This is a genomic window from Pseudomonas sp. XWY-1 (genome assembly GCF_002953115.1).
Lineage (GTDB): Bacteria > Pseudomonadota > Gammaproteobacteria > Pseudomonadales > Pseudomonadaceae > Aquipseudomonas > Aquipseudomonas alloputida.
Map to the genome: position 1 here is coordinate 2564983 of NZ_CP026332.1, position 13063 is coordinate 2578045.

Here is a 13063-nt window from a genome sequence, read left to right on the forward strand (position 1 = left end):
AGGAACCATGACATGACGTTCTCCATCATTGGTCGTTGCCAGGAAACCGGCCAGGTCGGTATTGCCATCAGCTCGTCGAGCATCGCCGTGGGTGCCCGTTGCCCCTGGGTGCGTGCCGGTGTGGGCGCAGTCTCGACCCAGAACATCACCCTGCCGGCGCTGGGCCCGCAGATTCTCGATGCCCTGGAGCATGGCCAGTTGCCGCCCGCCGCTGCGCTGGACAGGGTGCTCAGTGCCAATGGCTGGAGTGAGTACCGCCAGGTCACGGTGATCGACAGCCACGGCCAGGTGGCCCTGTTCACCGGGCGGGAAGCACTGGGCACACACCATGCAATGGCCGGTGAACAATGCGCGGCGGCTGGCAACCTGCTGTCCTCGACCCAGGTGATCGAAGCCATGGTGCTGGCCTTCGAGCAGGCCGGCGGCCACCTGGCCGACCGCCTGCTGGCAGCCATGCACGCGGCGATGGCCGCGGGTGGCGAAGCCGGGCCCGTGCACTCGGCGGCGCTGAAGATTGCTGGCGAGCTGACCTGGCCGCTGGTGGACCTGCGCGTCGATTGGGCCGACAGCGACCCGATCGGTGTGCTCGATGGCCTGTGGCAAGCCTATCGCCCGCAGATGCAGGATTACGTCACCCGCGCCCTCAACCCGACCGCCGCGCCAAGCTATGGGGTGCCGGGCGATGAGTGAATTTGCCAGTCGCGCGCTGCTGGCCCGGCTGATCGGCTTTGCCACGGTGAGCCGCGACTCCAACCTGGCGCTGATCGGTTTTATCCGTGATTACCTGGCCGAGCTGGGGGTGGAATGCGAGCTGTTCCATAACCCGGAGGGCACCAAGGCCAACCTGTTCGCCACTGTCGGCCCCAGGGATGTTGGCGGTGTGGTGCTGTCTGGGCATACCGATGTGGTGCCGGTGGATGGCCAGGCCTGGACGGTCGAGCCGTTTGCCCTGAGTGAGCGTGACGGCCGCCTGTATGGCCGCGGCACGGCCGACATGAAAGGCTTTATCGCCTCGGTGCTGGCTGCTGTGCCCGCGTTTCTCGCGCAGCCGTTGCGCATGCCGGTACACCTGGCGTTTTCCTACGACGAAGAAGTCGGTTGCCTGGGCGTGCGCTCGATGCTGGCTGCCCTCGAAAAGCGCCCGTGTAAACCACGGCTGTGCCTGATCGGTGAACCCACCGAACTCAAACCGGTACTGGGGCACAAGGGCAAGCTGGCAATGCGTTGCCAGGTACAGGGCGCAGCGTGCCATTCGGCGTACGCGCCGTATGGGGTGAACGCCATCGAGTATGCGGCGAAACTGATTGGCAAGTTGGGCGACATCGGCGATGCCCTGGCACAGCCGGCCCATCATGACGAGCGCTTCGATCCGCCGTTCTCCACGGTGCAGGCCGGCGTGATCAAAGGGGGCAGGGCGCTGAACATCGTGCCGGACGAGTGCGAGTTCGATTTCGAAGTGCGTGCGCTCCCAGGGTTCGAGGCGCAGGCGGTCGCCGACCAGTTGCAAACCTATGCTGAAGCCGAGTTGCTGCCGCGTATGCGCAAGGTCAATACCGCCAGCGCCATTCGCCTGGCGCCGCTGAGTGCCTATCCGGGGCTGGCGACACCGGAAGACAGCGAGGCTGCGCGGTTGGTGGCGCTACTCAGCGGTTCGGATACGTTCGGCACGGTAGCGTTTGGTACCGAAGGTGGCTTGTTCGACCAGGCGGGCATCCCCACCGTGGTGTGCGGCCCTGGCAGCATGGACCAGGGCCACAAGCCGGATGAGTTTGTCAGTGTCGAGCAGTTGCGCGGCTGTGATGCCATGCTGCTGAGACTAGTGGACTACCTCAAACAGGCTTGAGGGTTGCGCCGGCGGATGGGGCCGCAGTGCGGCCCCGGCGGTTCAGAAGGTCGCCTTGACCTGCAGGCCGACCACGAGTGCGTTGTCGATGTCTTTGCCCGAAAACGCCCCTGGCTCGATGATGTATTGCACATCCGGGCGCAGGTTCAGCCACGGCGTGGCCTGGTAGCCGTAGCTCAGTTCGATCAACTGCTCGGCGCTGTCGATATCCGGGAACTGCTGGCCCGCGTTGAACGCGGCATCTTCCAGCACATCGCGGCTACGCGGGTTGGGTACGGCGCGGCCGTAACCCAGTGCCACGGTATCCTTCGGGCGGCCTTCGAATGGCTTGTACAGCACCACGCCGGCGCCATACCACTTGGTGAACGGCGAAGCGGCTTTGCTCGACGCCGAGTACTGGCCGAAGGCGTGCAGGCTTCGGCCTGGGGAGGCCTGGTCGTTCCACACCGCTTGGTCGACCAGCAGGTAATGGCCACCCCGGCCGGACACTTCATCATCGCTGCCGATGCGTTTCACATCAGAGCTGTCGTAGTAGTAGCCAAGCTTGTACTCGCCTGGCAGTTCACCCTGCAGCTTGTATACCAGTTCTACCGGAACCACGGTGCCGGTGGTGTGCTTGGGCCCCAGGTGCCAGGCGCGGCTGGAGTTGCCGTTGCTTTCAGGATCGACGTTGAACGCTGCCACGCGCAACTGCCAGGCAGGTGACAGGTCGTACTTCACGCGCACGCCGAGGTGGGCGTTGGGGTAATTGGTCCAGCCACTGCCGCCCGACATGTTCAGCGGGTGGCCGCAGAAGCCGGCGTTCATGAAGTTGCACAGGATGCCGCTGTCCAGGCCGCCGAGGTCGTTGCCCATGGCCATGTAGCCCAGCTTGACGTTGAGCGCCGGGGTGAACAGCGTGCGCTCGTAGCTCAGCTCGGTCAGGCGGGTGTACAGGCCGCCGAAGTTTTCCTGGATTGGCAGGCGGTTGCCTACCAGGTCTTCCGAGGCGCTGTTGCCGCGGCGGTCGTTGATGGTCAGCTGGACCTTGCCGCCGTTGTCCAGGCCGTACAGTTTCGACAGGTCGAACTGCACGCCCAGCTTGACGTTCTGCGAATAGCGCGCCGAACGGTGCAGGCCACCGTGGGCGTTGTAGGCGGTTTCACCGCTGTAGTCGCCGGTGATCTTGACGCCGTCTTCTTCGAGTTGATGGCGCAGGCCGCCCCAGTCACCGGTCAGGGTGCTGCGGGTCATGAGGTCGTCGTTGGCAAGGGCGGTGGTGCTGGCCAGGGCCAGCAGCAGGGTGGGGGTGATGCGAATTGCGGATGGCATTACAGAATCTCGGATTGTCTTTGAGGGGCATTCGCGGGCAAGCCCGCTCCTACAGGGGCCTTGTAGGAGCGGGCTTGCCCGCGAAGCAGGCGACGCGGTCTTACGGCAGAGCGTAAGAAATCACATAGTCGCCGCGGTCAGTCGACTGGCGGGCGCCGCCAGCGGTGATCACCACGTACTGCTTGCCGGTCTTCGGCGAGACGTAGGTCATCGGGCCGCCCTGGCTGCCCACTGGCAGGCGAGCCTTCCAGATTTCGTTACCGTTGCTGCTGTCGTAGGCGCGCAGGTAGAAGTCTTGGGTACCTGCGATGAACACCAGGCCGCCTTGGGTCGACAGGGTGCCGCCAAGGGTTGGCAGGCCGATCTTGATCGGCAGGTGCATGCGGATGCCGAGCGGGCCGGTGTCTTCAACGGTGCCTACCGGCACCTGCCAGGCCACCTGGCGGGTCTTCATGTCGATGGCGGTCAGGGTGCCGAACGGCGGTGCCTGGCATGGAATGCCGGCGACCGACAGGAAGCGGTTCTTGTTCACGGCATACGGGGTGCCCTTGAGCGGTACCGCGCCCATGCCAGTGTTCAGTGCTTCGCCACCGGAAGCCGCGCCACCTTTGTTCTGCGACGGGATCATCTGGATCCACAGGCCCAGACGCATGTCGTTGACGAAGATGAAGCCATGTACCGGGTCGGTAGAAATGCTGCCCCAGTTCATGCCACCCAGCGAACCCGGGAAGCTCAGCGACAGGTCGGTACCCGGCGCGGTGTACAGGCCGTCGTAGCGCATCTTCTTGAAGTCGATGCGGCACAGCAACTGGTCATACGGGGTGGCGCCCCACATGTCCGATTCGGTCAGGGTCTGCGCGCCGATCTGCGGCATGCCCACCGACTTGGGCTGGGTTGGGGAGTACGGCTCGTTCGGGATGTTGCTTGGCTTGACCGGTACTTCGTCGACCTGGGTCAGCGGCTTGCCAGTGGCGCGGTCGAGCACGTAGATCTGCCCGGCCTTGGTGCCGATCACCACCGCAGGTACCGACTTGCCGTCGTCCTTGGTGAAGTCGATCAGGCTTGGCTGCATGGGCAGGTCGAAGTCCCAGAGGTCGTTGTGCACGGTCTGGAACACCCATTTCTGGTTGCCGGTGGTGGCGTCCAAAGCCAGCACCGAAGCGCCATAAGTGTGGTCCAGTTTGCTGCGCTCAACGCCGTAGATGTCGGTGGAGGACGAGCCCATCGGCAGGAACACGGTGTTCATCGCCGGGTCGTAGGACATCGGTGCCCAGCTGTTCGGGGTGCTGCGCACGTAGGTCTTGTCGCCCTGCGGAGCCTGGCGGTCTTCCGGGTTGCCCGGGTCGAAGGCCCAGCGCATTTCACCGGTGATCACGTCAAAACCACGGATCACGCCGCCTGGCATGTCGGTCTGGACGTTGTCGGCAACACGGCCGCCGACCACTACGGTAGTGCCGGCCATCAGCGGTGCCGAGGACAGCTGGTAGTAGGAGTCCGGTACATCACCCAGGCCTGCCTTGAGGTCGACCTGGCCATTGTTGCCGAAGCCCTGGCAGAACTCGCCGTTGTCAGCGTCGACGGCAATCAGGCGGCCGTCGATGGTGTTGGTCAGCAGGCGACGCTGGCAGTTGGCACCGGCCGCTACGCTAACGCCGGTGATCGGCGAGCTGTTCGGCTGGGTTGGCTGGGCGATGGCTGCAGTGGCGTCGAAGTAGGCCATGCCACGGCAACGCTGCCAGACCTTGGACTGGGCGTTGATTTCGTTCTTCCACAGCTCTTTGCCGGTGTCGGCATCGAGTGCGATCAGGTTGTTGTGCGGGGTGCAGATGAACACCTTGCTGCCGATCTGCAGCGGGGTGAGCTGGTCTTCGGCACCGTTGCCGTCACTGATTGCAACGTCGCCGGTTTGGTAGGTCCAGGCCACTTTCAGCTTGTTGACGTTGTCCCGGTTGATCTGGTCAAGCGCGGCGAAGCGGCTGCCACCTTCGGTGTTACCGTAGTGGGCCCAGTCTTTCTGTTCCTTGCCGGTTTCGACCGGGGTCATGCCCGGGCCTTTGCCGGTGGGCGCGACGCTTGGGTGGGCAACGAACATGTTGCCGACCGCGATCACCAATACCACGGCCATCACCCCGGCTACGCCGTACGCACCGCGCCCGGCGCTGGCGCCGTTGGCACGCGCCAGCAGCGGGTAGACCAGCGCCACGACCATGCCGATTGCGCCAAACATGAACAGGCGCGAGAACAGCGGCCAGAACACCAGGCCCGCATCGATCAGTGCCCAGATGGCAGTACCGACCAGGAACACGGCATACAGCCAGGCACCCGCCTTCTTGCGGCGAGCAATGAGGACACCGGCGATGGCCATGGCCAAGCCGCCGATCAGGAAGTACCAGGAACCGCCCAGACCGGCGAGCTTGACGCCGCCAGCAGCGAGGAGGAGGCCGAGCAGGGCGATGATCACGCCCAGGCCGACCAGGATGAAGTTTGTGGCGCCAGAGGCGCGCGGTGTTTCTTTCATGCCAGGGATCTCAGCAGGTGGAATGCGCGCAGTTTAAGCCCTTAGCTTGCTAATTAACAAGTTGGTACATAATTGAGCGAGGCTGATTGTCGCAGGGCTGAACTTACGAAGATGTGGCCAAAAGTATAGATAAGGTGCTGAAAAACGCATTGAACGAGGCGTTTATGACGCCTCTTCGATTTGTGTTCATGCTTTGGTCGCGGCCCAACCTTGCACGGCGTCGGGACAATTGCGCCTTGAGCACGGGCCGGCATGGCCCTTTCATGCCGGCCATGGGGTGCTGCTGCTATAGAACACCGCGAGCCAGATGGTGGCCGTGCCGGGCGCGGTCCATTCCACGCGGTGGCGGTCGTGCGGGGGGATGTCCAGACAATCGCCCGGCGCCAGCAGGCGGGTGTGGTGCTCGTGCTCGAAACGCAGGGCGGCAGCACCACTGAGCAACATGATCCACTCGCCTTCGGCCTGGTCGTACCAGAAGCCGGGTGGGCTGGCCTGCCCACTGGAGACGATACGCTCCACGCGGATGCCCGGGCGGCTGAGCAATTCGTCGACACGTTCGGCGCTGGCGGGGTCGCAGGGCGGCAGGGCGGTCAGCAGGTTGTTCAGGGTCATGGTAAGCCTCCTTGGAAATGGGTGGATTCCACTATGGACGCAATCGCCTTGGCGCGCGCGGCTTGACCCGCCCGGCTGTTTGTAAGAACTTTCCGAGTTTTGGAAGACGGGCTGAACATGGACAAGCTGCTGGCGATGAAAATGTTCGTGGCCACTGTCGATGCCCAAGGCTTTTCTGCTGCCGCGCGCAGGCTAGGGCTGGCGACATCGTCGGTGACACGTCTGGTCGATGCCCTGGAAGCGTCGCTGGGCGCCACCTTGCTCAACCGCTCGACGCGCCAGGTCAGCCTGACCGAGGCCGGCGCCCGTTACTACCAGCGGGCACGGGGCATTTTTGAAGCACTGGACGAAGCGGATGCCAGCATCGCCGATCGCGGCGAGGAGCCTGTGGGTGTACTGCGCCTGAGCCTGCCAGTGGAGTTCGGCCGGCGGGTCATCGCCCCGCACCTGGGGCCATTCCTGGCGCAGCACCCGGCGCTGGAACTGGACATCGACCTCAGCGACCGCCTGGACGACTTGCTTGACGGGCGCTATGACCTGTCGATTCGCCTGGGTGACCCTTCGCCCAATGACGAATTGGTGTGCCGCCGGCTCGGCCGTTTTCAGCGTTGGCTGGTGGCCAGCCCGGCTTACCTGGCCGGGCGTGAGCCATTGCAGCATCCCCGGGAGTTGCTTGACCATGCCTGCCTGCGCTTTCGCTATGGGCAGAAAGCGCGCCCCTGGCGCCTGACCTGTGGCCAGGACAGCCTGGAACTGGACGTAAGCGGGCCATTGCGCAGCGCCAATGCCGACATGTTGCGTGAAACGGCACTGGCAGGCAGTGGTATCGCACTGCTGGCCGATTGGCTGGTACGCGAGGATGTGTTGGCAGGGCGCCTGCAGCGGGTATTCCCCGACTGGCAGGCCAGTCCTGGCGCAGCCAATAGCAGCATCAACGCCCTGTATATGCCCAACCACCGGGGCTCACGGCGGGTAAACGCATTCATCGACTTTTGCGAAGATTTGCTCATACACGGGCACTAGTGTTGCGCAGTGCGCAAAGCCGCATTGCGCCACCGCCGGATTCTCGGCGCTGACGTCCATGGGTAAGGTGGCCGGCATATACCCAACCCTTGTCGAGGAACTTCGCATGAACCCCTCCCTTGCGGCAGCGCAACCGGCAGCCGCCAGCCTGAGCCGGGCTCTGGTAGTGCTGCTGGCGTTCTGCTGCGGCGCGATCGTCGCCAACATCTACTACGCCCAGCCCATCGTCGGGCTGATCGCCCCGGACCTGGGGCTGTCCACCGAGCATGCCAGCCTGATCGTTTCCCTCACTCAGTTGGGCTATGCCCTGGGCCTGTTATTGCTGGTACCGCTGGCCGACCTGCTGGAAAACCGCCGCCTGATGGTGGCCACCGCGGTCCTGGCCTGCGTCAGCCTGCTGCTGGCGGGCACCAGCAGCAGTGGCCAGGGTCAGCTGTTCCTGGGTTACGCACTGCTGATCGGCTTCAGTTCGGTGTCGGTGCAGATGCTCATCCCGCTGGCGGCGCACCTGGCGCCGGAGCAGCAGCGTGGACGTGTGGTCGGTAACATCATGGGCGGCTTGCTGCTGGGCATCCTGCTGGCGCGACCGCTGTCGAGCCTGGTGGCCGACCACTTCGGCTGGCGTGCGGTGTTCATTGGCGCCGCCGGGGTAATGCTGGCGATCATCCTGTTGCTGTCATTGACCTTGCCGCAGCGGCGGCCCGAGCACAAAGCCAGCTATGCCGGGCTGATGCTGTCGCTGCTCACACTGCTGCGTCGTTATCCGCTGTTGCGCCAGCGTTCGTTGTACCAGGCATTGATGTTTGCAGCGTTCAGCCTTTACTGGACGGCGGTGCCGATGGCGCTTGCCGGGGAGCATGGCCTGTCACAAAGCCAGATCGCCGTGTTCGCCCTTGTCGGCGCGGTGGGTGCCGTTGCTGCGCCCATGGCCGGCCGCCTGGCCGATGCCGGGCATGCCCGGGCCGGCTCGCTGCTGGCGCTGTTGCTGGCGCCGGCGGCCTTGTTGCTGGGGCTGACAGTGCCGGGTTACAGCGTGATCGGCCTGGGCCTTACCGGCGTGTTGCTGGACTTTGCGGTGCAGATGAACATGGTCATCGGCCAGCGTGAAGTGTACGCACTGGACCCGGCCAGCCGCGGGCGGCTGAATGCGGTGTACATGACCAGCATCTTCCTCGGCGGGGCGCTGGGGTCGGCGGTGGCCAGTGCGCTGTTCAGCCAGTTTGGCTGGCATGGCGTGGCACTGGTGGGGGCGGGGTTGCCGGGTGTGGCGCTGGTTGTGTTTCTACTCAAAGCACGCCGGGGTTGAACCGTTACGCGTTGCAGGGCACGGGCTTCGCCCGTGTTCGCGGGCCCGCTATCGGCCAAGCGGCAGCGCCAGGCCAATCAAGGCAAACAGGCTCCCGCAGCAACGATTGAAACCTTTGCCACCCTTGGCCAGCCATGGCCGAATGCGAAACGCCAGGCGCGCCAGCAGGTATTCGACCAGAAACTCGACGCTGGCAAAGGTCGCGGCCATCACCGCAAATTGCAGCACCAGCCCTCGCTGTGGGTCGATGAACTGCGGCAGGAAGGCACCATAGAACAGCAGCACCTTGGGGTTCGCCATGGCCGAAAGCAGGCCCTGGCGAAACAGCCCGGCATTGCCCAGCCGCGCGCTGTGCGCGGTCAGTTCCAGCTGCAGGCCTGGACTGCGCCACAGTTGAATGCCCAGCCAGATCAAATAAGCCCCACCCACCCACTTCAGGACGCTCAGCACTGCCGCCGAGGTCTGCAGCAGTGCGCTGAGGCCGAACATGGTCAAGGCTATGAGGGCGCTGAAACCCAAGACCCCGCCCACGATGGTGAACAGCGTTCGCCGCGCGCCATAGAGCGCGCCATGGGTCAACGCCAACAAGCTGTTGGGCCCCGGGGTCAGTGACAGGCCGATGCTGGCCAGCAGGTAGATGAGCCAGGTGTCCAGTGCCATGTTGAAAACTGCCTTGTTCGAGAGAGGGCGACAGTCTATGGCGCAACCCTCACGCTGAAAGAGTATTATCTGGTCATAAAAGGGTCTTTTCTGGACGTGGTTTCATGCCGCCCGACATCCGCTTGCTGATCCTGCCGTTACCGGATTTTGCCTTGCTGCCGTTTGGCGCCTTTCTCGACAAATTGCGCTTCAGCGCCGACGACGAGGACTACAGCCAACAACGCTATTGCAGCTGGACGGTGGCGGGGCTCAGCCTCGAGCCGGTACCGTCGAGCAGTGGCGCGGTGCTGCAGGTCGAGGCCATTGCCGATCAGCTCGACCTTGACCTATTCGACTACCTGGTGGTGTTCGGCGGTCGCAGTGCCATGGCCACCGCGGCGCTGGCGCCACGTTACCAGGCGTTGCTCAGGCAGGCCGCCAAGGCGGGTGTCAAGCTGGTGGGGGTCGACAATGGCGCCTTCCTGCTGGCTGCCTGCGGCCTGCTGCAGGGGCACAAGGTGGTGGTGCACTGGCGTCACGAAGCCGAGTTTCGTGCTGCGTTTCCGCAGTTGCAGCTGTTGCGCGAGCAGTTGTACTGCATCGATGGCAACCGCATCACGTGCGCCGGTGGTACTGCCGCCATAGACCTGGCCGTTGCACTACTGTCACGCGCTTGCGGGCGAACCCGGGCGCTCAAAGGGCTGGCTGACATGCTGGTGGACGAGACCCGCGACAGCCGTCACGCCTTGCGCTCGCTGGAGCTGGGTGCTGGTCAGGGGCGCCAGGTGCAGCGGGCGCAAGCACTGATGCGCCATCACCTGGGCACGCCGTTGGCCGTGGAGCAGCTGGCCGCAGAACTGGGCATCAGCCGGCGTCAACTGGACCGGCAGTTCCAGGCCAGCCACGGGATGAGCACCAAGGCCTGGTGGCTGGAGATGCGCTTGCAGCAGGCGCGCTGGCGTTTGCTCAACTCCAGCCACAGCCTGGCGCAGATTGCCGATGAGGTGGGCCTGGGTGATGCCAGCTACCTTGGCAAGTGCGTGCGGCGTCGGTTTGGGTGTACGGCCCTGCAGTTGCGTGCAGGTCATTACCCGCTCACGTGATCTACTGGGGCGTCCCGAACAACCCTGTCCAGTAGATCCCTGCATCGCTCTTGGGGTCTATCGCATAGGCAGCGCCCAGTTCACGGAAGTCCGGATTCATCAGCGTGGCGCAGTGCCCTGGGCTGTCCAGCCAGCCGTTGACGACCTTTTGCGCGGTGTCACGCCCGGCGGTGATATTTTCGCCGATCTGCTGGTACAGGTACCCGGCCAGTTCCGCCCGGTCACCCGGTGTGCGGCCATCTTTGTCGATGTGATCGAAGAAGTTCTGGTTGGCCATGGCCCGAGTGTGGTTGGCGGCGACCCCGGCCAGCACTGTGCTCCAGCTCAGTGGCGGGGCGGCGGCAAACGGCTGGCCGCCGCATTGTCGTGGCACCTTGCGCGCGGCGTTGACCTCCTGCAGCACCTTCTGTCCCTCGGCCTGCCAGTCGCCCAGGCGGCCGCTGAGCAGCGGCCGTGCCAGCACGATGCGCCAGTCGCGGCCCTCCTGGCTGACGCCGATATCGACGAATTGCGGGTCGAGCACCACCTGGCAGAAGCTTTCCTCGATGGCATGCATGGCGGCGCGTGCGTCGCGTGGCCCCGACAGGCTGATGGCCTGGACGCTGACCATGGGGTAGGCGGCGCGGGTCATGGCCTGTTGCAGGTCGCGGGTGCCCTCTGGCGACAGCGCAAGGCGTGTGTCGCTGTTGAGCGGCGGCAGTTCCAACGACGCCTCGCCACCGCAGGGCTGGGCCTTGCTGCGGTAGACATTGATCGAATCGATCAACTGCGCCTCTTCGCCGGTGGCTGCCAGCGCCCCGGTCGAAACGACCAGGCCCAGTGACAAGGCGACAACGGATGTCAGGACGCGCATGTGGATCTCCCTATGACTGGCAGCGTCGTGGTGTGCGCTGCTCATCCTACACAAGCCCGGGGCTTTTGGCCCGAGGTCGTGCAAGGCAATGAAAACGCCGGCAATCGTTACTGGCGGCAAAAGAGGGAGTAGACCCCTGGCCGGTGGAAAAGTGCGGTCAGTTGCCAATCATTCGCATCGGACCAGCGTTGTCAGCCGTTTGCGCGTCAATGGGCCAACGCCTGGTTCGGCTTGTAGAACAGGAAATGGGTGGTCTGCGCGGTCTTGCGATAAGCCTTCGCCCAGTCGGGGCGCACCGTGCGGTCGTGAAAGTACAATGCGCCGCCGGTGGGGTCTTTCAACTGCTGGTTCAGTGCCTTGCGTGCGATCTCTTTGGCAACGTCGTAGCGTTGCGGTTCCTCGACCTGGTCCGGGCGCCCGTCACACCACCATGAGAACTGACAGGACTTGGTCTCCACCCCCTGTTTGACTACCGCGCAGATAGTGTCGGGAAAGCCATCGTGGCCCAGGCGGTTGAGCACCACACTGGCCACCGCGGTCATGTCTTTGGCGTCGGCGCCCTTGGCTTCCCAGTAGATGGTACGTGCCAGGCAGGTGATGCTGTCATCCAGCGGCGCCTGGCCAGCCGGGTCCACTGCCTGCGTTTCGCCTGGGGTCAGTTTCTCTGCCTTCCTGGGGGGCGGCGCATCTTCAACGACCTTTTCTTCAAGTACTTCGGCCTTGTCCTCGGCAACGGCGGCTTTGGCCGGGTCAGCGGCATACAGGGGGCCTGCGAGCAGGGCCGAGGTCAAGCCGATCAGCATCAAGTGACGGCGCATGGGCACATTACCAGGCGGTGGGCAGAATTTCAGTCTAGCCAAGCGTAAGCATTAATACCAAAGGCAGGGTGGCGGCCGCAGCCACGGTCTGCAGGGCGATGAGGGTAGCCATCAGTGGCGCATTGCCGCCCATTTGCCGGGCCATGACATAAGACGACGAAGCGGTTGGCAGCGCCTGGAACAACACCGCCACCACCGCTGCCTGGCCACTCAGGCCGAACAGCCGGCAAACGCCCCAGGTGGTCAGTGGCATGACCAGGAACTTGAACGCCGATGCTGCCATCAGCGGCCGTACCTGCTGGCCGAGGCTGGCGCCCCCCAGGGCAGCGCCGACACACAGCAGGCCCAGCGGCAGCGCGGCCTGGCCCAAGGCCTTGACCGTGGCGTCGATACCGGCCGGCAAGCCCAGCCCCGTGGCCCGTAGCATCAGCCCCCCTGCGCAGCCGATGATCAACGGGTTGGCGAAGATCGCCCGAAGCACTGTGGCTGGCGAACTGTGACGGGCGCTGAAGCGGGCAAACACCAGCACGCAGAGCAGGTTGACCAAGGGCACGATGGCTGCGTTGGCCACCGCCGACAGGGCAATCCCGGCGCTGCCGTAAATCCCCGCAGCCAGGGTGGCACCGATGTAGTTGTTGAAGCGGATACCGCCCTGAAACACCGAAGTGAAATCGGCTCCATCATGGTTCGCCGCGCCCTGATACAGCACCAGCAACACGGCACCGGCCAGGGTCGAGAGCATCAGTGCGCCGGCCATGCCCAGCACCGGTATGCCATCGAGGTTGGCGGTGGCCAGGCCATGGAGGAACAGCGACGGCAGCAGGACGTAGTAGCTCAGGCGCTCGGCACCAGGCCAGAAGCTTTCGGCAAGAAAACCGCGAAGGCGCAGGAAGGTACCCAGGGCAATCAGCAGGATGATGGGGAGCAGGGTGGTCAGCAGCAAGTGCAGCATGGTCAGCATTCCGTGGGCGGGTACGTGCACAGACTACGGGGGCGGATCGATCTGTAAAAACGTTGTTTTCTTCAGTGACCGTTGA

Annotated in this window: 12 protein-coding genes; 5 read left to right on the top strand and 7 right to left on the bottom strand. The window is 64.3% G+C overall.

The features are described from left to right. The first annotated feature begins 12 nt into the window (after positions 1–12). Positions 13–690, top strand: coding sequence for a DUF1028 domain-containing protein (locus PRJ_RS11985; RefSeq protein WP_010954425.1), 678 nt, complete (start codon positions 13–15; stop codon positions 688–690). After that, entirely contained in the window at positions 683–1843 is a 1161-nt protein-coding gene (gene argE, locus PRJ_RS11990; protein WP_104961489.1) for an acetylornithine deacetylase, read from the top strand. The genes PRJ_RS11985 and argE overlap by 8 nt, the downstream gene beginning before the upstream one ends. 42 nt (positions 1844–1885) lie before the next feature. Here argE and PRJ_RS11995 read toward each other — a convergent pair whose 3' ends face one another. The 3 genes from PRJ_RS11995 to PRJ_RS12005 form a co-directional block, all read right to left on the bottom strand. After that, complete coding sequence (locus tag PRJ_RS11995; protein ID WP_004575294.1) at positions 1886–3154, bottom strand: carbohydrate porin; 1269 nt, start codon at positions 3152–3154, stop codon at positions 1886–1888. 100 nt (positions 3155–3254) lie between these two features. Then, positions 3255–5672: a glucose/quinate/shikimate family membrane-bound PQQ-dependent dehydrogenase gene (locus tag PRJ_RS12000; protein ID WP_019437083.1), complete on the bottom strand. Its 2418-nt coding sequence runs from the start codon at positions 5670–5672 to the stop codon at positions 3255–3257. Positions 5673–5933: 261 nt separating this feature from the next. After that, on the bottom strand, positions 5934–6284 hold the full coding sequence (locus tag PRJ_RS12005) for a cupin domain-containing protein (RefSeq protein WP_003247774.1): 351 nt from the start codon (positions 6282–6284) through the stop codon (positions 5934–5936). 117 nt (positions 6285–6401) lie between these two features. Between PRJ_RS12005 and PRJ_RS12010 the strand changes: the two genes are divergently transcribed. Both PRJ_RS12010 and PRJ_RS12015 read left to right on the top strand, forming a co-directional pair. Then, positions 6402–7307 (top strand): LysR family transcriptional regulator, encoded by a 906-nt coding sequence (locus tag PRJ_RS12010; RefSeq protein ID WP_104962872.1) that lies wholly within the window; start codon positions 6402–6404, stop codon positions 7305–7307. Between the two features lie 106 nt (positions 7308–7413). Next, complete coding sequence (locus PRJ_RS12015) at positions 7414–8613, top strand: MFS transporter (protein ID WP_104961490.1); 1200 nt, start codon at positions 7414–7416, stop codon at positions 8611–8613. A gap of 48 nt (positions 8614–8661) precedes the next feature. Here the strand turns inward: PRJ_RS12015 and PRJ_RS12020 are convergent, their stop codons facing one another. Then, the gene (locus PRJ_RS12020; protein ID WP_010954419.1) at positions 8662–9273 is read right to left on the bottom strand and encodes a LysE family translocator; all 612 of its coding nucleotides are present in this window, start codon (positions 9271–9273) and stop codon (positions 8662–8664) included. A 104-nt stretch (positions 9274–9377) separates the two neighbouring features. Between PRJ_RS12020 and PRJ_RS12025 the strand changes: the two genes are divergently transcribed. Beyond that, positions 9378–10355, top strand: a complete 978-nt coding sequence (locus PRJ_RS12025) for a GlxA family transcriptional regulator (protein WP_104961491.1) — start codon at positions 9378–9380, stop codon at positions 10353–10355. Between the two features lies 1 nt (position 10356). Here the strand turns inward: PRJ_RS12025 and PRJ_RS12030 are convergent, their stop codons facing one another. The 3 genes from PRJ_RS12030 to PRJ_RS12040 form a co-directional block, all read right to left on the bottom strand. Further along, positions 10357–11208 (bottom strand): CAP domain-containing protein, encoded by an 852-nt coding sequence (locus PRJ_RS12030; protein ID WP_010954417.1) that lies wholly within the window; start codon positions 11206–11208, stop codon positions 10357–10359. Positions 11209–11414: 206 nt separating this feature from the next. Continuing rightward, positions 11415–12026: a cell wall hydrolase gene (locus tag PRJ_RS12035; RefSeq protein WP_104961492.1), complete on the bottom strand. Its 612-nt coding sequence runs from the start codon at positions 12024–12026 to the stop codon at positions 11415–11417. A gap of 34 nt (positions 12027–12060) precedes the next feature. Continuing rightward, positions 12061–12978 (bottom strand): AEC family transporter, encoded by a 918-nt coding sequence (locus tag PRJ_RS12040; RefSeq protein ID WP_104961493.1) that lies wholly within the window; start codon positions 12976–12978, stop codon positions 12061–12063. Positions 12979–13063: the final 85 nt, after the last annotated feature.